Genomic DNA, 20,424 nt, shown 5'->3' with positions numbered 1-20,424 from the left:
ACGAACCTACAATGTGGAGGTCATTACATATTGTCTAATATCTGCTTATCATCCATAGGCTTCTCCTCCTCCTTTGTATTAAGGCCTTTCACTCTAATAGACGGGGAAAATGTGTCAAGCGTCACTTAAATTCAAAAGATATTTATTCAAAGATTAGCTTTCATTTTTTGAAAGAATATAATAAAACAGCAAAAGACATACACCAACAAGTCTCTTAATATTCAATGCGGAAAATTACAATTCATACAATCTTTTTGAAATCAATTTTATCCCTCATTTTTTCATGCTTTTCCTTTGGCTTAGATAAGGGAACACAATACTTATGTTCATTACAAATAACAAGCACTCCAAGAAAAGGTCGCTCGTCCTTACCAATCTGAGGAGATACCGATAAAACTCTGTCATCTATATTATGTAAGTTTCTGATGTATTTCATATCAATACGATATACTTCTAATGGTGCTTGAATCATTCATTTCTTCTTTAAAATATTTCAAGGACTATGTTTCCATAGTCCTTGAATGTAGTGTCACCGTAGCGACCCTAACGCTTTTTGAACGTCCACTTATCGGCAGGACCCTCCTTCAATATTATTGAACCAAATGCCATTCTTTTGTCAATGAATTTCTAAAAATTCATAATCTTTTTATATTTAGCACAAATCATTTTTCAGCCTCGTAGAGCGAAATACACCCACCGCACAAATCTTCGATTTGTACTCTGTGTATTTCGACTAATTATTCTTTTGAATGCCTTCTTTTATCTTATAAATACGTATCTTCCAAATCAAATATTGTACTATCCAAACTACAACAAATATTGCAACAAAAATAGCAAAATAGCTTAATACACCTTTAACAGAATGCTCCATCCATTCGCAAATATATGCAACTGTCATCATAAGTACAGATACAATTCCAAAATAAATGCTTGTTTGTTTTAATAAACTCCACTTATCTATTTCCCAGATAACAGATGCTCCTGCAAATCCTGCTCCAAGAACGGCACTTAAAACAGTCTGTATGATAATCGCTGTTACCTCATTGCCAAATCGTTCAATCAAACTCGGAACACATGAATAGTAACTACCATCACCGATTGCAAGTGAAATTCCAATTGTAATCAAATAACTAATTACAATTCCACCCAATAATCCAACAAATATTCTAGAAAATAATTCTTTTTTCATTTTTAGTCACCTCATAATCCTAATACTTTTTTGATCTTTGAAACATATCTTCTGGAAACATAACTTACAGTCCCATTCGATAATTCCATACAAATTGTTCCTACAAAGCTTAAATCAAGGCTTTTAACCTTCTTAAGATTCACAATTTCTGAATTTGATATCCTTACAAACTTACTGTTATCCAATCTTTCTTCCGCTTCATATAGTCTCAATCTAATTTGATACGTACCATTGTCAGTTTGGGTAAAAACCTTACTGTCTTCTGCATAAATCTTTACTATGTGATCCGGATCTAATAGTGCGACCTTATCCTCTCTGATACCGGAAATAATTGTTGGAGCATCATCTAATCTGCTTACAAAATCAACAACTCTGTTAACTTCTTCCGTCATCTGTGCTGTTGTAATCATAATTTCAGGTTCTTTAGCTTCCGCATCGATATTAATATTCAGTTTCATGATCTTCCTCCTTTCTTGCTTTATAGTATATCTGAATTAGGATTATTATCTATACTTTATCAATAGGTGGTCATTTTTTCTACCTAACTGGTCAAAAACAATGTTTTCTCAGTTGATTCTTTCCCTTGTTTTTTCCCTTATGAGGGTTCATAAACAAGGGTAAAACGATATAACACAATACAAGATGTGACGGGGAGGACACCCACGAAAATTTTAGTATTTTCAAGGGTTTGCCGAGATTTCTATAACCAAATATAACAGTTATTAAATCCCTTAAAATACCTCAAGTGAGACTTCAAATTTATCGCTCTGATTTTTAATACATGTAGGGACGTTCCTTCTGTCACCAAGAGTGTCCCCCTGTCTTATTCGTTACAGGGGGACACTCTTGGTGACAGAAGGAACGTCCCCGATTTCCCCGATTTCCGGTCAATTTCATCTAAAGTGTCCATTAGCGGATCCGGCATATTGAATCCTCATCTTTCTTATGATAACTTTTCCCACAGCGTATCAGAACATCAGGAGGAGTAAATTATGCCAAGAAAATATTATCCATTAACACCTTCACAAAAGATACATTTCAAACCAATTATTGAATTTGGCACTCAGCAAGTAGCAAATATAAGCATTTGTATGACTCTGCAGGCGCCGCTTGATTTTGGTCTGCTGAAAAAATGCATACAACTGGAATACGAGAGATACGAATGCCTGCGAATCCGTTTTACAAAAGTTGACCCAAATGGAGAGGTACGGCAATATGTTGTTTCTCACGATGACAGAGATATTGATTACGAAAACCTTTCATGGCTTTCCGGTGATGACGCTTATCACCGCATGGAAGAATGGTCCAGAATTCCGTTTGACGGGGACAATATTCCAATGAACGTGATAAAAATGATCTCACTTCCGGGTGGCTACAATGGGCTGTACATCAAGATCGATCACAGACTCATGGATTCATGTGGAGCTATCGTCATGGTGAATGACATCATGGAACTGTACTGTCATTACAAATTTGGCACGCCTTATCCCGAGGACATGGCAAGTTTCACTGACATGGTCGAACGTGATCTTAAAAAAAGCACAGACGAAAAACGTGTCTCAAAAGACCGCATGTACTGGCAAAATGTGCTGGAGGAAAATGGAGAACCTATTTACTCCGATATACAGGGACAACGGATACTTCAGGAAAGCAGGCGCCTTCACAATGACAAGTCACTCCGCGCTGCAGATCAGGAGACCAACAACCTGTCTGTCGCTACAAAGAACTATCATCTGGATGCTGAGCCAACCCAGAATCTTCTGGATTTTTGTATGAACAATCACATATCCATGACCAACCTCATTCTCATGGGAATACGAACTTATCTCTCCAAGGCAAATGGCGGACAGACTGACATTTCCATAAGGAATTATGTTTCAAGACGTTCCACACATGCCGAGTGGGTATCAGGTGGCTCTCGCGCAATGGCATATCCTTGCAGAACCATCATCGATCCGGACACAGAGTTTCTGGATGCAGTTTTCATGATTCAGGATGTTCAGAATCATGTATACCGACACTGCAATTATGACCCGGAACTTTTGTCTGACCAGATGAAAGAAATGTTCCACACTCCTCCACACACTACTTATGAGAGCGTGGGGCTTACTTACCAGCCTCTTCCTATCAGGCTTAAAAATCCGCATCTCAAAGACATTTCCGTAAGGAGCATGTGGATTCCAAATGGTACATCAAAACAAAAGATCTATCTCACTGTCATGCACAGTGCAAATGATCTGGGCCTGAATTTCTATTTCAGATACCAGACCGCAAGTCTCTCCGAACAGGACATTGAACTGTTCTACTACTACCTTATGAAGATAATCTTCAAAGGCATTGCCGAGCCAGAAATGACTGTGGGCGAAATCATCGAATGCATCTGACCATTTTGGGGGACGGAGGTTCCTGTCCCTTTTAATTAATTCAATAAGGAGATTTTTAATATGAATACTAATATAACTTTTTTGAACATTGTTGCCGAATACTGCAATACACCAGCTGATGAAATCACTAATGATATGCGATTCATAGAAGATTTGGGCTTTAGCTCCCTTGATTTCATGACTTTTCTCGGCGACCTTGAAGATACATTTGACGTGGAAATCGATGAAGATGAGATCATCAATATTCACACTATAGAAGACGCCATCAAGTACCTTGACAACCTGACAAGCTCCTCTGCATCGGTTTAACATTAAAAATCTGGGACGACGGAGTATGTCCCATTTTGCCTCACATAAAAGAAATGGAGATATGATATATGGAAGAAAATATTCTGGAAATTGTTGAAAAAAGCTGTCGGATACATAGAGATGTAATAGCTGTTAAATATCTGTCTCACAGAGAGATTGTCGAAAAGAGCTACGGAGATCTGTGGGATGACATTCGCAAAACTGCTGTCATTTTGCGAAATAATGGACTCTGCGAAACACATATTGCACTGGTGGGAAGCAGCTCTTATGAATGGATCTGCGCCTACATGGCTATACTTTTCACGGGAAATACTGCTGTACCGCTGGATGCAAACCTGTCTGCTCCGGAATTACATGAACTTCTGAATCGGTCAGAATCAACTGCATTATTCTGCGGAGCATCCAGAAAGGATGTGATAACAGAACTGACAGACGATTGTCCCGAAATGAATATTGTATTCACCATGGAAAAGAAAGTCGATATAGAGCATCTGGAGGGTGCAGATTCAAATCCACAATTAACAATTCTGTCATTTGAACAGCTCCTCAGCGAAATTACCATACCGGATGACTTTGCATTTGCCGATCAGGATAAGGATAAAATGTGTACGCTTATGTATACCTCTGGAACAACAGGCAAAAGCAAAGGCGTCATGCTGTCTCAATTCAATCTCGCACAAAATGTTGAAAATGTATTTGTAAATCTGGAGCCTGGTGTAACTATTCTGAGCGTTCTGCCTATACATCACGCATTCTGCCTGACAATGGAATGGATGAAGGGCATTTCACTGGGCGCCACTATCTGCATCAATGACTCGTTGCTCCACATGCTGAAAAACATGAAACGGTTCCAGCCCGTTGGCATGCTGATGGTTCCTCTCATGGTAGAAACCATTTACAAAAAACTCAAAGATGTCAACTCTCTCCTTCCTAAAAAGCTGGTTGCAAAGGAAGCATTTGGCGGTAAACTGGAATATATATTCTGCGGAGGGGCATATCTGGATCCTATGTATGTTACCGAATTCAAAAAATACGGAATAGACATACTCCAGGGATACGGCATGACTGAATGCTCCCCTGTAATTTGCTCCAACAATCACAGATACAACAGACCCGGATCCGTTGGCAAACTCCTGGACAACTGTGCTGTTCGTTTTGTCGATGAGGAAATTCAGGTAAAAGGCACAAGCGTCATGTCCGGATACTACGACATGCCAGACGAGACCGCAGAAGCTTTTCAAGACGGCTGGCTCTGCACCGGAGATCTTGGTTATCTCGACTCCGATGGTTTCATGTATATAACTGGAAGAAAAAAGAACCTCATCATTCTGGCAAATGGCGAAAACATTTCCCCTGAGGAACTGGAAGGAAAGCTTTCTATAGAGCCCCTTATTTCAGAAATAGTCATTACCGGCGACGGCAACCATCTCACTGCTCACATATATCCAGATCAAGATTTTGTAGATAAGAAACATATGGATGCTGCCAAGACATCTGAAAAATTGCAAAAAATCATTGATACCTTCAACAAAAACCAGCCAACATACAAAAGGATCTCTGCACTGGATATAAGAAAAGAGCCATTTGAAAAGAGTTCGACTAAAAAGATCAAAAGAAATCTCGTATAACAATAGACTCACACGCATTATTGTTGTAACATTGCTGTATTAGATAGTGACAAAACTGCAGCACCAAGCCAGGCAGCAGATAAAGGAGACAGCCATGATCAACTCAACCGATCCCCGATATGATAGAACTGAAAGTGACCTTCTAGATGCATTCAAGATACTTGCAGGTCAAAAGGCTCTGAACAAAATAAGCGTGTCCGAGATAACCAAACTCACAGGTGTGACCAGAAGCACATTTTACAACCACTACGAAGACATGCCTGCTTTCATCAATGCCATGGAAGACCGCATCGTCGATGAAATATTTCAGATCATGAATAGCTTCAAACCAGAAGGCAATCTTGAGATCTGCCACCAGTTCTTCAGGTCTCTATGCGAATACATGAAAGCAAATAAATTTCTCATGATCATCATTGCCACACCTGAGGCTTATGATTTCGTGGAAAAGGCACTGACAATGTTCCATAGATACGTGCGATTAATTCTGGAAAAATCCAGCAAGACCGGCCTGGCCCAGGAGAAATACTCATACGCCGTAGCATACGCAATAGGCGGCGTGGTTGGTATACTGCACAAGTTTGCGGTGGATAACTGCCAGGAAAGCAGCGACAAGATGTCTGCTTTCCTGACAGAAGCATTTCTGGATGGTATGAGACCGTATTTGGGGGTGTAGGCACATCTCTTCATCTAGTGGTGTTGGGGAGATGTGTTTTTTATACATTCTCACATAAAGAGCTGCGCTTCTTTAATGAAACGCAGCTCTTATGCTTATATTTTTATTATAAAGACGAAATGCACTGTGAATATGCCCCAATATTTAGTCAACAACACATTCCACAACAGCACAAGGCGGAATATTCAGCTTTAAAACATTATCCTTGATGACTGCCGTATGCTCGGTAATGCTCACCCTGTCGGGACAGTCGAAGTCGTTATAGCTGTGCGCCTCGTTTGTAAGTATCCTGCACGAAACCGATGATGCTTTAAATCCGAAAATGCTGCATTCAACAGCAGCCTCTTCCGTAAGCGAACAGTTTGCGGCGGTAACGGTCATACTCTTTTCGTTCACCGATGCGGAAACCGAGATCATCGGAGCATTTTTGCCTTCCGACATATTTTCGTTCTGCGTATAGCAGTAAACTGCCTCGTTGTTTTGGTGTGTTTTAAAAAGGTCGAAAACATGATATGTAGGCGTTTTTATCATCTTATCGTCCTCTGTAAGAATGACCGATTGGAGAACATTCACCGCCTGTGCAAGGTTTGCCATTACAACACGGTCGCTGTGTCTGTTAAAAACATTCAGCTCTATTGCAGCAACGATAGCATCACGCATAGTATTCTGCTGATATAAAAATCCCGGGTTCGTACCCTCTTCTACCTTATGCCAACAGCCCCACTCGCCTATTACAAGTCCTATTTTCTTTTCGGGATCATAGCGATTCATTATCTCCGAATGTCTTGTGATAAGCTCATCGGAAAAGTTCGCTGCAGCGATAGTTTTATAATAAAGCTCATCGTCAAAATCGGTGGCTGATTCCATTTCGGGCCATACGGGCATCGTATAATAATGCAGGTCGATAGCATCAACATTATTGCTGTCAAGATTTTTCATCATGACTTCTGTCCAGTTATAGTCGGCAGAGCTTGGACCGCAGGCTATTCTGTAAAGTCTGTTTCCCGAATAATTGTGGCAAAACGTCTGATACCTTTTATAAACGTCGGCGTAATATTCGGGACGCATATTTCCTCCGCAGCCCCAGTTTTCATTGCCGACACCGAGGTATTCGAGTTTCCACGGCTCGGCTCTGCCGTTCTTCTTTCTCTGCTCTGTGAGAGGCGATTCCGCATCTGAGGTCATATATTCTATCCATTCGGACATTTCACGAACACTGCCGCTGCCAACATTGACGTTTATATAAGGCTTGCAGCCAACAAGCTCACAGAAGCGCATAAATTCGTGTGTACCGAAAGAATTATCCTCCGTAACTCCGCCCCAGTTCGTGTTCACGATCTTTCGGCGCAAGGCTTTTTCACCGATACCGTCCTGCCAGTGATATTCTTCCGCAAAGCAGCCGCCGGGCCAGCGGAAAACGGGAGCTTTTATATTTCTGAACGCCTCGATGATATCATTCCTTATTCCGTCTGTATTCGGAATAGGTGAATTTTCACCCACATATATACCGTTGTAGATACATCTTCCGAGATGCTCGGAAAAATGTCCGTATATCTCGGGAGAGATATGTCCGAGCCTGTCGTCTGCATTTATTACTATTGATATTTTTTTCATATTATACCTCCGCCGCATACTGAATTATTATATTATCATATATAAGTCATTGACTTTGGTATTGCAATGACTTATAACATTATTATACTAACCGTTCGTACTTTGAGGTGATGATATGATAAGTATAAACACAGTCTGTCAGAACGTAAGACACAAAGGGAATTTTGAAATATGCAGACCGGATGGTTCGGGAGATGATCTTCTTGTTATCTTCAAGACCTCCGCTGTTCTGATACAAAACGGTGAAGAAATAACCGTTTCTCCCGACAGCCTCATTTTATACAGCAAGGGAACAATGCAGCATTACAAAACTCTGTGCGGAAGTTATGTTAATCACTTTGTCCATTTTGATACGGACGATACCGAGCTTATGAATGGGATAAAAACTGACACGCTTATCACCTCGGCGGATATTCCTGCAATTGAAGAGCTGCTTACGATATTATGCCGTGAAAATGTAGCCGATTCGACCAACAGGAAACAGTACGAAAATATGCTTATGCAGATGATACTTATGAAAATATCCGAAAGCAGCATAAACCCTGACAGCGATAAAAGCCGCATTTCCGCTCTTGAAATGCTCCGCACCGATATTTACAGCAATGCAGGGAGCTACAGCAATATATATCAGCTTGCTGAAAAAATGAATCTGAGTCCGTCATATCTTCAGGCAATATACAAACGGAAATTCGGGATAAGCTGCTATGAAGATATTTTATCCGCAAAGATCAAGACAGGACAATATTATCTTTCGACCACCGATATGACCGTTAAGGAAATATCCGACCTCTGCGGATACGGAAATGAGATATGCTTTATGAAGATATTCAAAAAAAGAACAGGGATCACACCGAGTGAGTACAGGAAAATTTCCAAGAATGATAATTTGAAAAACAACTTTATATGGTAAGGAATAAACTTTTATGATGAATTTTTTTGAACATTGCGCAGATATTGCTTCGGTTGGCATAATTGTTGACTTTACGGAAGATACGGAAACATATATCGTCGGCTCTCCTGCAGATATTAAGGCTTGGGCGTACAGCGGCTGTCCCCGAAAAGCTCCGACAGGAATTATGTGGCACAGCAACAAACTTGGCAATCTCGTCAAGGATATAATCATCCGGCAATGCAACATTTGCAAATTCATCAAGCATGAATGTCACATGAATCGGTAATCTGCCACCGCAATTGAAATCTGCCTGATAATATAACTCCTGGAATATCTGTGTATATAACATTCCGATAATGAAGTTATATGATTTATCACTATCTGGAATTACACAGAACAGAGCTGTCTTTGTTTCACCATCCCCATTTACTCCTATCCCTATTTCAGGCAGATTAAGATCATCCTTTGAAAGCAGCCTGAGTACCTGTTTATTTTCAAGAAATGCCAGTCTGGAATTTGCACTGATAATAATAGAACGAACGGTATCTCCGGCACCTCTCATACATTTGTTATACTGCTTTACCGCCGGATGATTAGCTCCAAGAGGATTGTTCTCCTGTAAAAACTTCATTCTTGTATCCAGTTTTGACGGCTTACCCTGCTTTCTCCCAGAACGGATCAGATGGGGTGGCACCTTTAGGTGTCGTGTTGGCAATCAGGCAACATCTGCTTCCTGCAAAGCCATTGCTTCTCTTGCAATCAGAGCCTTTACAAGCTCCTCCTGCGTATGCTTTGCGTTCTCTGCGGGCATTGCGTTGACAACGAAAATGGTGCCGCCGATTCTCTCTACAAAGCCGGTTTTCATATCCTCCACGGTCATCACCTCCCTCCGTAAAAATAGGGGCGTCCGTTTCCGAACGCCCCGTTACCAGCCGAAAAAGGATTATTCCTTTTCATAGATTGCCTTGAGTGCTGCGTAAAGATTTCTGCCCTCGTCCTCCGTGAGCGTGATACCCTTCCCGCAGCGCTCGTGGTTCGGATGCTACTCTTGAATGTCCAGCTTGGCGGCATTGCCGTTCCCAATCATTTCTGCCCCGACGATGTTTGGATTGTTCTTTTCGGGCGGCTGCTCTGTCCTCCCGTTCCTTGCGCTCCTACGCTTCCTTGATACTGAAAAGCTCCTTGACCTTCTTCACAAAGACCTCCACCAGCTTTGGAAAGTGTTCCAGTGCCTGCAAAAACGGCTGGCATTTTTCTTTGAGCCGGTCATACCGTTCCTGCAATCGTTCCACGGCAGAGGACGCATTGAAATACTGTCTTTGATAGTATGAAACGCTGCTTGCAGCTCCTTTCGCATTTCCTGCAAAGCTCGTTGTATTTCTTCCTGCCACGCTCATCAAGAAAGAACGCCAATTCTTCCTTGAGGTATTTCGGCATACGGGGCATAGCGAGCACCTCCTTTTCACTGCCGATTTGCTCCCGAAACGCAGAAATGCCCAAAACCTCTCCGAACTGTCATTTTTCTGGGCGATTTTGGGCGTTTTCTTTCGATATGAGCGGCTTTGTTTTAGCGGCGGTATCCTTTACCGCCAACCATTCAAAAGCCGCTGTTTGTCGCTTCCGGGTAACAAAAAAGCGCCGTATCGCTACGACGCTTTTGTCTTGCTCGGAAGATGGAGCAAGGGAACGCTATTCAATTATCTGTTGTACTTTTTCTTTCTGCTGACAACCGTTGTGCCAATGGCTGCACCGCCGCTGACAAACAGCAAGGCAATCCACAAAGCAAGGTTGCTTGTATCGCCGGTCTGCGGAGATTTGGAATCGTCCTTCAGCTTCGCCGTTACGGTGTCGGCTTTTTTGATTTCCTTTGTACCGTCCTTGTCGCTGTAATATTTACCACAGCCTTCGCAGTACCAGTACTCGATATTGCCCTCGGTGGTCTTGGTCGCCGCAGTTGCCTGGAAGTGCTTTAAGTTGGTGTGGTTCTTCGCATCAAGCTCACCGTATTCCGCACCGCAGACTTCGCACTTTGCCTTGTCCTTGCAGGTCGCTTTCCCGCCGGTGTGCTCAGTCAGCTTCTTGCCGCAATAATCACACTTGTGGTCTTTGTTATCGTCTGCACACTCGCTGATTATATAATCGCAGATATCACATTTGTGGTCTTTGTTTGCATCGATGCAATTCTCCGTTTGCGTGCCTGCAGAGCATCCGTCAACGGTGCAGGTGCGGGTATGGGCGCCGTCTTCGTTGGACGTCCAAGCGCCCCAGTTGTGGTCCAGCGCATTGCCGGAGAAGAAGGTCGCCTCATCCGCCGTGCCCTCGGAGCTCAGACCGCAGACTGCGCAGGACCTGTAGTAGACCGCCTTTTTGGTACAGGTTGCAGCAGACTTCAAATACTGCGCCTCTGCTTTTTCGGCAGTGAAGCTGTGTGCCGCCATCTCGCCGTATTCGCCGCCGCAGACCGTGCAGACAGCCTTGGCGATGCAGGTCGCCGTGCCGCCGTGGCAATTCTCGGTTTCCGTATGGCTGGTGTCACGCTTACAGATTCGAGTGTGGGTCTTTTCATCGCTGTTCTGCGTCCAAGCGCCCCAGTCGTGCCCAAGCGGTTCGGAAGATCCGCCGCAAAGCGTGCATGTCCTTCCGCTTGTGCAAGTCGCCGTTCCGCTCCATATGTGTGACTCCCAGTAATCCCATGTATTATCACACACCGTGCATGTAAGATCGCATCGATGCCATTTATCATTTGCGTATTGACGAGTCACCCTTACCGTTTGTCTCTGGCCGCATTTAGTACATAACGCAATATCCGCCGCATATGCCGTCATAGGCATAACAGCCAGCATCAGGCACAGTATGAGCACAACGCTCAAAATTTTCTTATTCATATAGTCTCCTCTCCTTTGCTGTCCTTTGACAGCTTAAAGTCATATTTCATTTCCAACATGGCGAACAGCTTATACATTACCTCGGTGGCGATTGCCTTGATATCCAGTGATTGAATAAAGGCAAGCACCTTTGCCTGCTCTGCCTCCGGTACCCGATACACCCGCATAGCCGCCGTCAAAAAGCGGCTGAGCTTGCGTTCCAACGGAAAATGAATATCACATTTTCTCGCCATATAGCTGCGCATCAGTCCCGCCGTGCCGATTTCCATCTCGTAAAAGTCGCTCTCGGTATCATTGGGAAATTTTTCACCAAAAATCTGTTTCAGCTCTGCTGTGGTATGCAGGTAAATATATTCCGATGTTTCGGGCAGGGAGTAGGCTTCGATGTAGATTTCCCGCAGGTTCTCGTTCAACTCGGTCAGTGTCAGTTGAATCGCCGTTTCCACCGCATAAGCGTAAACCGGCGGCAGCTTGCTGTCTGCAATGCTTCTTGCCACGCCGAACTGTCCGCCGAACATCGTTTCGGTCAATTCCAGCAAAATTCTGTCCTTGGTAGGAAACAAATTCAAATAGCTTCCTCTTGCAACACCTGCTTCATCCACAATCTGACTGACAGAGGTGTTTTTATACCCCTGCTCCAAAAAGAGACGGACGCACACGGTCAGTATTTTCCTCTTTGTTTCACTGCTGTCTCTCCGCAAATATATCACCTCTCTTTGAGCATCCTAGTACGCATACTAATAATATCATAACAAGTGCAAAAAGGCAAGTGGAATTTGAAACTTTACCTCCGTAAATTGTGACATTTCCGCAAACGCTGGCTTCTTCCATTACTCACGGAACTTTATTACTTATTGAATACTGCCTGAAAAGGAAAAGCCGCCGTCTGTTGTTCATCCTCTGCACCCACAGCATTTGATTTTCCGCTTTGAGGGCTTCCGTTACGCCCTCTTTTTCGGAAAACTGTTTTACCAGCCGAGATAATATTGCTTCTCCGGCATTCTGCACGGATTGCTTACGGTGATAATAGAAGTTCTTTTCCAATTGTGCAAAGCACTTGACATTTCATTAAGGGATTTTTTTGATGATGATAATAAGGTTCTAATCAATGATCCACTGTCAACCAGAATATATAGACTCAACTCTGTACAAAGAGAGGCATTACTCGCCTTTCTAAATACTATAGATTAAGAAATTACAACGAAAAACACAGCACTACATAGATAACTACCACTCATCTACATAGTGCTGTGTTTTAAATATCTTTCCCGACTAACGCCGTTTAAAAAACACCATCTGCATTTTGAAAAAACACCAATTAATCGCCACAAAATCATAAAATTACAGAAAATCACATCATTTTACATACATTTATGATTTTATTGATATGTAACGCATTTAGCTTAAATCCATAGGTTTTATGCGGTCTCACCGGCTCCTACTCCCACTTGTACGGTGTGAGCTGATAAACGTAATAATTGAGCCAATTCGCATACAAAGTGTTCGCGTGGCATCTCCACTTCTTCACTGGTTTCTTTTCCGGGTCGTTGTCCGGGTAATAATTCACTGGGATCTGTGGATTAAGTCCCTTGGCGAGGTCTCTGTGGTACTCCTGGTCGAGGGTCAGCACGTCGTACTCAGGATGTCCTGTGACAAATATGTTCTTACCGCCGTCACCGATTATGAGGTACGGGCCAGCCACGTCTGACTCGGCTACGATCTCAAGGTGCTCATTGTTTACAATGTCCTCCTTGGATACGCCCGTGTATCTTGAATGTGGCACGTAAAATACATCGTCAAAGCCACGGACAAGCGGTGTTCTCTTGTGGAAGGTGTGATGTTCGTATATGCCGGACAGCTTCTGCGGAAGGTCGAACTTCTGCACACCGTATCTGTAGTAGAGTCCTGCCTGGGCGCCCCAGCAGATGTGCATGGTCGATGTGACATTTGTCTCGGACCAATCCATGATCTCGCGAAGTTCATCCCAGTAGTCAACATTCTCAAATTCCATCTTTTCAACAGGTGCTCCGGTTATGATGAAACCGTCCCATTTGCGGTTCTTTACGCTGTCAAAATCCTCGTAGAATCTGTCAAGGTGTCCCTTTGTCACGTTCTTGGACTCGTAGGACATGGTTCTAAGAAGCGTGATGTTCACCTGAAGTGGGGTGTTTGACAGGCTTCGCATGAGCTGCAGCTCTGTGTCCTCCTTCAGCGGCATGAGGTTGAGTATCAGAATGTCAAGGGGTCTTATGTCCTGGCTGTGCGCCCTTCCTGTTCCCATGACAAATATGTTCTCGTCCTCCAATGTTTTCTTAACCGGCAGATCATCATCTATTCTTATCGGCATCTCTATTCATTCCTTTCCATTTACTACTTATACAAGCAAACATGCAGCAGCACACACCAAGTAATCTACCGCAGTTACCCTACTGTCCAATCAATTCTAAGAAATCCTCCTCAGATATGATAGGTACATCAAGGCTTTTCGCCTTCTTGTTCTTGGATGATGTAGAATTCACATCGTTATTTATAAGATATGAGGTCTTGGCAGATACAGAACCTGTAACCTGACCTCCTCTGCTCTCTATCAGTTCCTTGAGCTGATTTCTGTTGTCAAAATGGGTGAGCGAACCGGTTATGACGAACACCTTGCCCGCCAGATCCTGCTCCGTATCAGATGTCTCATCCACAAACGTAAGCTCAGCCATCAACCTATCTATGATAGCACAATTCTTCTCATTTTCAAAGTATCTGACTATATCCTCTGCTATAACCTGACCGATTCCGTCTATCTCAACGTATGCTGACACATCTGCCTTCTCCATGGCATCCATATCATTTGCAAAATGCTTGGCCATGAGCTTGGCTGTCGCCTCTCCGACATTTGCAATGCCGAGACCATTGACAAGACGCCACATGTTCGTCTGTCTGGATGCGTCCACCGCAGCCACAAGCTTGTTGTACGACTTCTCGCCAAATCCCTCGAGTTCAACTATATGTTCTCTGTGAGCCTCAAGCTTATACAGATCAGGAAGCTCCTCGAGGATCTTCTCATCTATGAACTTCTCTATGGTCGCCTCTGAGAGTCCATCTATATTCAACGCATTTCTGGACACGTAGTGTGAAAATGACTTGAGTTTCTTCGCAGGGCAGAACTGGTTTGTGCAGTACAGAGTCTCAACTCCTGACGCTGCACCGCCTTCCTCCCTCACTATCTCAGTCTCTCCTCCGCATGCAGGACACGCAGCCGGTATGACCACGTTACCGCTCATGGTTAGGTTCCTTGCAATCTGCGGAATGATCATATTCGCCTTGTACACAGAGATCTCATCACCTTCGCCCAGTGCCAATGACTTAAGTATGCTGACGTTGTGTATGCTGGCACGGCTGACTGTTGTTCCCTCAAGCTCCACCGGATCAAATACAGCGACCGGGTTGATGAGCCCGGTTCTTGATGGACTCCACTCCACATAGCGTAGATGGGTGATTGCCTCCTCATCCGCCCATTTGAACGCCATGGCATTTCGCGGGAACTTGGCTGTGGTTCCCAGGCTCCTTCCGTATGCCAGATCATCCAGCATGAGTACCAGACCATCCGATGGGAAGTCATTCTCCGTTATCTTCTCTGAAAATTCCCTCACCTTATCAGGAAGTGCCGCCGAGTCTGTCAGGTAGTGTTCTACCACGGTAAATCCCTGCTGCACCAACCAGTCAAGCTGATATTTGAATGAATTGTGGAAGTCCACATCCTCACCGTCCACTAAATTAAAAGCGAAGAAATGTACATTTCTCTCTTTTGTTATCTTGTTATCGAGCTGTCTCACTGAGCCGCTGCACAGATTTCGCGGGTTCTTGTACTTAGATTCCGCATCCGTTATCTTTTCATTTATCGCATTGAAATCCGAATATTTGATGACCGCCTCGCCTCTGATCGTCAGCTTGCCCTTGTACGGGATGTGATGAGGTACATTTGCAAATACCTTTGCATTGTTCGTGATAACCTCTCCTATCTCACCATTTCCACGAGTGACAGCCTTTATCATCTCTCCGTTCTCATACGTGAGGACAACGGTGAGTCCGTCCATCTTCCAGGATATTACGCCCTTCTGACCGCCAAGCCATGACGCAAGAGCACCTACATCCTTTGTCTTATCAAGTGAGAGCATTGGATGCTCGTGAGCCTCCTTCGGCAGCTCACTGACGACCTCATATCCTACCTTGACCGTCGGGCTGTTGCTCATGACCATCCCGGTCTCTTTCTCCAGGGCACTCAGCTCATCGTACAGAGCATCATATTCCAGATTGCTCATGATCTCTGTATCTTCCATATAATATTTCTTTGCAGCATCGTTGAGCTGCTTTACAAGTTCTTTAATTCTGGTTATCTTGCCATTATCGTTATTGCTACTGATGTCATTATTTTCTTTAATATTTTCACTGGTATTTCTACTAATATCTTCCATACACACCCCACAAAAAATCCTATATACACTCTCTACTACATCCCCACGATCCGTCTCAGCTCTGCCTCTTCCTCGCGGCTGAGCTCCCTTAACTCTCCAGGTCTCATATTGCCAAGCTTCACGTTGCAGACCCTGACTCTCTTCAGGTTCACTACCCTGTAGCCCAATGCATCACACATTCGTCTGATCTGCCTGTTGAGGCCCTGTGTCAGCACTATCATGAATGACCTGTCATCTATCTTTCGCACCTTACATTTCTTTGTCACTGTATCAAGTATAGGCACTCCATCCGACATCTTCCTGATGAAGTCCTCTGTTATCTCACGGTTCACCCGCACTCTGTATTCCTTCTCGTGGTTGTTCACCGACTTCTGGATGGCATTTGACAGGTCGCCATCATTTGTCAGAAGAAGTAGACCCTGGGAGTCCTTGTCCAGCCTTCCCACGTACTGAAGTCTGATCGGATAATCTATGTGATCAAATATGTTGTCTGGATCAGCCTTACTCGCTGTACAGGTAAGTCCTATCGGCTTATTATATGCCAGGATCACTGTCCTATCCTTCTGCTGAACCTTCCTACCCATGAATGTCACCACATCCCCGGGCATGACCTTCTGACCCATGACTGCAGTCTCTCCGTTGATCGTAACCTTTCCATTCTCTATATGTGTATCCGCAGCGCGTCTTGAGCACACGCCCGCCTCGCTGAGATATTTGTTAAGTCTTATTCCATCCGCCATAATCTTTCCTCTGTTATTATTTTCCTATATTGTTAATACATATCTCACATTCTAATTTCTGGTCAGCATACACCATGTATCAGCCAGACCAAGGCCAGTAAATTCTAACCAATATGCAGAACCATCATACCATTTATTTTTCATTTTGTGAACCATTCATCACACCATGTATAACCCACAGCAAAGATTCAGTTAAATTAATTTTGTAAAAGTCCTTGATTTTTTTTATCAATTAATGTATATTTAAACAAACGCAAAGGTGTGTTTCTTCGGAAACGCACCTTTTTTTATTTTAGGAAAAGGAAGTGCATATTATGGATAACATCGACAGAAAAATCATTCATCTTTTACAGGGCAACGCCAGAACGCCACTCAAGTATCTGGCCAGCAAAGTCTTCCTTTCTTCGCCGGCAGTTTCAGCAAGAATAGAGAGACTTGAGAAAGCAGGAATACTGACCGGATATCACGCAAGCATCAACCATGAGGCTCTCGGATATCACATCACAGCATTTATACACATGGCTCTTGATCCAAAACAGAAGCCAACCTTCTATCCATTTGTTGAAGCATGTCCAAATGTACTTGAATGCAACTGTGTGACCGGTGCGCACTCCATGCTCATGAAGGTTTGCTTTCCTAATACCATGGATCTCGACTCATTTATCGGACAGCTCCAGAGATTTGGCAGCACAGAGACACAGATAGTATTTTCCACACCGGTTCCTATCAGAGGGGTTTTGATCGACACAGATGATGTGAACTCTTCCGAGGCAATATAAGTCTCATACAGTGATAATATAAAACGCAGGCATAAAGCCTGCGTTTTCTTTAATTATACATATTCTGGAACTTTCTAAATGTCTCATCCGTTCTAAGCAGATAATCATTGTTTTCTTTTACATGTTCATATATCGCCTGTATATCACCAGATGAGTTGATGGTGTTGATATACGAGCTCTCCTTGTCAGACAAAGCCAAATTGTTGATCTTGTAGCTTCCATCTGACTGTTTCGTCACATATAACGACCTTATATCGAGCGGTTCCGAGTTGACATCCTTTATCATCAGATTGGATAATTCGTACACGATATACGAATCTGCGGTATATCCGTTGGCTATATAACAGGTGGTCTTGTTGTACGCTGTTATATACTCCGCTGCTATCTCAATGCTCTTCATGTCGTCAAATTCCGACGGATCTGTGACCAGTCTCTGAAGTGTCGTCTGATCTGCCTTTGTTCTCGCCAAAAGATAATTGTTCACTAGCTGATTTATCTCATCGATCGTACACAGCCTGTAATTTGCTCCGTCTGGTATCTCCAGTCTCACCGTGTTATCTCTTCCGGTTATGTTCTCTGTGAACAGCTTATCGTTTATAAAAAATACATACACATAGACTCCGACAAGTATCAGAAATACCGCCCACAGCAAGGCAAGAACGCCACCAGAGATCCCGCCATGTCTGGATCTTCTTCGGCCTTTCCGCGTCTTTGCCTTCTCTTCGGCAAAATAATCGTCATCGCCATACAGCTCTTCATCATCGAACATATCTCCGGTATCCGGTGCATCATCCATATCCTCAGGATCTTCTATGACATAATCCTCATACGGCCTTTTCTGTCTCGCCGGGGTCTCCTCAACCTCTGAAGCTCCGCCGGGCTCTGAGTTATCAGCCAGCTCCGAATCTTCACTGTCATCTAAGTCATCATCTAATCCCGAGTCTCCACTGTCATCCGATTCATCGTCTGACTCCGGATCTTCACCGTCATCTAAGTCATCATCTGTCTCTGAATCTCCACCGATCTCTGATTTCCCATCCAACTCCGGCTCTTCATTTTCTATATTCTGTTCTTCCGCTTCCAAATTCTTTTTCTTCTTCATCACTGCATATCATCCTTTTACGAAATAAATATCAGAGTATAAAAAAGCGTACCAGGGCGGAGTCGAACCGCCCGTCATGGCTCCGGAGGCCATTGCCGTATCCGATTGGCTACTGGTACACAGTTGGTATGATACTACAAAAAACTCACTTTGGCAAATAAAAAAACGTCCCCGCACTTATATGCGGGAACGCTTTGAATTCTCTTGTGTCACTAAATAATTACATAGTTACCGAAACGAATTTTACTATAAATAAGAGTGCAATAATCGTCACTACGATATCCTGCTTCTTATACTTGCCTGTGAACAGTGTGATAAGAACATATGTGATAGCGCCAAGACCGATACCATTTGAAATAGAGTATGTCAGTGGCATCATAAGGAATGTCACGAATGCAGGAACTGCTGAGCGCATATCCTCCATATCAACCTTTGCAAAGTTCTTAGCCATAAGTACACCTACGAAGATAAGTGCTGGTGCTGTTGCACATGATGGAATGATGTTGGCAACAGGGCTGAGGAACAGACATACTGCAAAGCAGATTGCTGTAACCAAACTTGTAAGACCTGTTCTACCACCTGCAGCGATACCTGAAGCTGACTCTACAAATGTTGTACATGTTGATGTACCGAGAATAGCTCCTGATACAGTACCTATAGAGTCACACATCATACACTCGTCAAGCTTCATTGGGTCACCCTTCTCGTCAAGCATATTAGCCTGGGAAGCTGCACCATAGAGAGTTCCGATGGTATCAAACATATCTACCAGACAGAAGCTGACAACAAGCATGATTGCTGAGAACACACCGCCGATATACTCAGCAGAGAATGCATCCTTCCATGCCTGTCCCTGGAACACTCCGAGGAATCCGACTGAACCGAAATCCTTGAATGACTGTCCGATCGATGAGAAATCAAAGTTAGGTGCCTGAAGCATCATAACATAATATAATACTGTAGATGCAAGGATACCTATGATAATGTTACCCTTTACATTAAGCTTTGCAAGGATCGCAATTATTATAAATCCTACAAATGCTACTATAGGAGGTGCGATCTGTGCAATAGCCTCCTTTGTGCTGCCAGCGCTTGTGATCACACCGTGAAAATCAAAGAACTGAACAAATGTATATGGGTTGTCCTGGATAAGTGTTGCATTCTTCAGTCCGATAAGAGCTATGAACAGACCGATACCTGCCGGAATTGACTTCTTAAGGCACTCAGGCATTGCAACTGCAATGTACTTTCTGAGTCCTGTCACTGAAAGAATCAGGAATACGAGACCTGATATCAATACTATTACCAGACCTGCCTGATAACCTCTGATAACACTCACACCTGCAAATGCTGCACCAGCTACGAAGATAGTACAGAAGAATGAGTTAAGTCCCATTCCGCAGGCCTGTGCAAATGGCATGTCCGCGAGGAACGCCATGAGAAGTGTTCCCACTATTGCAACAAGAATAGATGCGATGAATACAGCATTCCATACTGTACCAAGCTCACCAGCCATGTCTGGAACTGCCCCTGCCAGCCAGCCATTGCTGCCTTCTCCTGCAACCTGATTTGGATTGACCAGAACGATGTATGCCATGGCGAAGAATGTTGTAAGTCCTGCCATGATCTCGGTCTTGATTGTAGACCCACGCTCTGAGATTTTGAAGAATTTGTCCATGATTACTCTCCTTTTCTCGTTTTAGTATAATATAAACAAATACTTATCCATTCTATATCACTTAATGATACTTTTTCAACTACTTTCA

The 20,424-nt window shown here is 43.5% G+C and carries 20 protein-coding genes, 1 tRNA gene and 1 pseudogene; 6 read left to right on the top strand and 16 right to left on the bottom strand.

All coding sequences use genetic code 11. The annotated features are described in order from the left end of the window. Positions 1-241 precede the first annotated feature (241 nt). From DWW60_RS14025 to DWW60_RS07130, 3 genes are all read right to left on the bottom strand, one after another. A complete protein-coding gene (locus DWW60_RS14025) occupies positions 242-472 on the bottom strand; it encodes a type III toxin-antitoxin system ToxN/AbiQ family toxin (RefSeq protein ID WP_015534180.1) in 231 nt (76 codons plus the stop codon). A gap of 261 nt (positions 473-733) precedes the next feature. After that, positions 734-1,189: a DUF3021 domain-containing protein gene (locus DWW60_RS07135; protein WP_004853253.1), complete on the bottom strand. Its 456-nt coding sequence runs from the start codon at positions 1,187-1,189 to the stop codon at positions 734-736. Between the two features lie 11 nt (positions 1,190-1,200). After that, the gene (locus tag DWW60_RS07130) at positions 1,201-1,647 is read right to left on the bottom strand and encodes a LytTR family DNA-binding domain-containing protein (protein WP_022216054.1); all 447 of its coding nucleotides are present in this window, start codon (positions 1,645-1,647) and stop codon (positions 1,201-1,203) included. A 534-nt stretch (positions 1,648-2,181) separates the two neighbouring features. Here DWW60_RS07130 and DWW60_RS07125 point away from each other — a divergent pair. The 4 genes from DWW60_RS07125 (at position 2,182) to DWW60_RS07110 (ending at position 6,183) form a co-directional block, all read left to right on the top strand. Continuing rightward, positions 2,182-3,573 (top strand): condensation domain-containing protein, encoded by a 1,392-nt coding sequence (locus tag DWW60_RS07125; protein ID WP_117874785.1) that lies wholly within the window; start codon positions 2,182-2,184, stop codon positions 3,571-3,573. A 60-nt stretch (positions 3,574-3,633) separates the two neighbouring features. Next, positions 3,634-3,882 carry an acyl carrier protein gene (locus DWW60_RS07120; RefSeq protein WP_015534183.1) on the top strand — a complete coding sequence of 83 codons (249 nt, stop codon included), beginning with the start codon at positions 3,634-3,636 and terminating at the stop codon, positions 3,880-3,882. Between the two features lie 68 nt (positions 3,883-3,950). Beyond that, the gene (locus DWW60_RS07115; RefSeq protein WP_117874783.1) at positions 3,951-5,510 is read left to right on the top strand and encodes an AMP-binding protein; all 1,560 of its coding nucleotides are present in this window, start codon (positions 3,951-3,953) and stop codon (positions 5,508-5,510) included. Between the two features lie 94 nt (positions 5,511-5,604). Beyond that, positions 5,605-6,183, top strand: a complete 579-nt coding sequence (locus DWW60_RS07110) for a TetR/AcrR family transcriptional regulator (protein ID WP_117548794.1) — start codon at positions 5,605-5,607, stop codon at positions 6,181-6,183. Positions 6,184-6,327: 144 nt separating this feature from the next. Here the strand turns inward: DWW60_RS07110 and DWW60_RS07105 are convergent, their stop codons facing one another. Further along, complete coding sequence (locus DWW60_RS07105; protein WP_004853264.1) at positions 6,328-7,797, bottom strand: alpha-N-arabinofuranosidase; 1,470 nt, start codon at positions 7,795-7,797, stop codon at positions 6,328-6,330. A 115-nt stretch (positions 7,798-7,912) separates the two neighbouring features. Here DWW60_RS07105 and DWW60_RS07100 point away from each other — a divergent pair, with 115 nt between their 5' ends. Beyond that, complete coding sequence (locus tag DWW60_RS07100) at positions 7,913-8,707, top strand: helix-turn-helix domain-containing protein (RefSeq protein WP_117874781.1); 795 nt, start codon at positions 7,913-7,915, stop codon at positions 8,705-8,707. A 205-nt stretch (positions 8,708-8,912) separates the two neighbouring features. On the opposite strand, the pseudogene DWW60_RS07095 reads toward DWW60_RS07100, so the two are convergent. The 9 genes and pseudogenes from DWW60_RS07095 to DWW60_RS07055 form a co-directional block, all read right to left on the bottom strand. Next, positions 8,913-9,408 (bottom strand): annotated as a pseudogene (locus DWW60_RS07095) (type IV secretory system conjugative DNA transfer family protein); the annotation flags it as partial. Next, positions 9,405-9,563 (bottom strand): hypothetical protein, encoded by a 159-nt coding sequence (locus tag DWW60_RS13505; RefSeq protein WP_167530871.1) that lies wholly within the window; start codon positions 9,561-9,563, stop codon positions 9,405-9,407. The pseudogene DWW60_RS07095 and the gene DWW60_RS13505, both read right to left, overlap by 4 nt. Before the next feature lie 280 nt (positions 9,564-9,843). Further along, on the bottom strand, positions 9,844-10,086 hold the full coding sequence (locus tag DWW60_RS07090; protein WP_015533507.1) for a hypothetical protein: 243 nt from the start codon (positions 10,084-10,086) through the stop codon (positions 9,844-9,846). 300 nt (positions 10,087-10,386) lie between these two features. Then, positions 10,387-11,574, bottom strand: coding sequence for a hypothetical protein (locus tag DWW60_RS07080; RefSeq protein ID WP_117874777.1), 1,188 nt, complete (start codon positions 11,572-11,574; stop codon positions 10,387-10,389). Beyond that, on the bottom strand, positions 11,571-12,284 hold the full coding sequence (locus DWW60_RS07075; RefSeq protein WP_243002932.1) for a TetR/AcrR family transcriptional regulator: 714 nt from the start codon (positions 12,282-12,284) through the stop codon (positions 11,571-11,573). Before DWW60_RS07075 ends, DWW60_RS07080 begins: the two co-directional genes overlap by 4 nt. Before the next feature lie 124 nt (positions 12,285-12,408). Then, positions 12,409-12,582 (bottom strand): TnpV protein, encoded by a 174-nt coding sequence (locus DWW60_RS07070; protein WP_255415660.1) that lies wholly within the window; start codon positions 12,580-12,582, stop codon positions 12,409-12,411. A gap of 430 nt (positions 12,583-13,012) precedes the next feature. After that, positions 13,013-13,921 (bottom strand): homoserine O-acetyltransferase MetA, encoded by a 909-nt coding sequence (metA, locus tag DWW60_RS07065; protein WP_055223972.1) that lies wholly within the window; start codon positions 13,919-13,921, stop codon positions 13,013-13,015. Between the two features lie 79 nt (positions 13,922-14,000). Beyond that, positions 14,001-16,037: an NAD-dependent DNA ligase LigA gene (gene ligA, locus DWW60_RS07060; RefSeq protein WP_117874774.1), complete on the bottom strand. Its 2,037-nt coding sequence runs from the start codon at positions 16,035-16,037 to the stop codon at positions 14,001-14,003. A gap of 35 nt (positions 16,038-16,072) precedes the next feature. Continuing rightward, positions 16,073-16,777: a pseudouridine synthase gene (locus DWW60_RS07055; protein WP_015533510.1), complete on the bottom strand. Its 705-nt coding sequence runs from the start codon at positions 16,775-16,777 to the stop codon at positions 16,073-16,075. Positions 16,778-17,091: 314 nt separating this feature from the next. Here DWW60_RS07055 and DWW60_RS07050 point away from each other — a divergent pair, with 314 nt between their 5' ends. Further along, entirely contained in the window at positions 17,092-17,556 is a 465-nt protein-coding gene (locus DWW60_RS07050; RefSeq protein WP_055272751.1) for an Lrp/AsnC family transcriptional regulator, read from the top strand. A 49-nt stretch (positions 17,557-17,605) separates the two neighbouring features. Here the strand turns inward: DWW60_RS07050 and DWW60_RS07045 are convergent, their stop codons facing one another. The 3 genes from DWW60_RS07045 to DWW60_RS07035 all read right to left on the bottom strand — a co-directional run bounded on the left by DWW60_RS07045 (position 17,606) and on the right by DWW60_RS07035 (position 20,336). Beyond that, the gene (locus DWW60_RS07045) at positions 17,606-18,658 is read right to left on the bottom strand and encodes a hypothetical protein (RefSeq protein ID WP_117874772.1); all 1,053 of its coding nucleotides are present in this window, start codon (positions 18,656-18,658) and stop codon (positions 17,606-17,608) included. 47 nt (positions 18,659-18,705) lie between these two features. Further along, a tRNA-Arg gene (locus tag DWW60_RS07040) sits at positions 18,706-18,777 on the bottom strand. Between the two features lie 101 nt (positions 18,778-18,878). Then, positions 18,879-20,336: an NCS2 family permease gene (locus tag DWW60_RS07035; protein WP_055144107.1), complete on the bottom strand. Its 1,458-nt coding sequence runs from the start codon at positions 20,334-20,336 to the stop codon at positions 18,879-18,881. Between the last annotated feature and the right edge of the window lie 88 nt (positions 20,337-20,424).

Source organism: Coprococcus sp. AF16-22 (assembly GCF_003461545.1).
GTDB classification, from domain to species: Bacteria; Bacillota; Clostridia; order Lachnospirales; family Lachnospiraceae; genus Coprococcus; species Coprococcus aceti.
The sequence above is the reverse complement of the archived record's forward strand: the minus strand, read 5'-3'. Positions and strand labels throughout refer to the sequence as shown.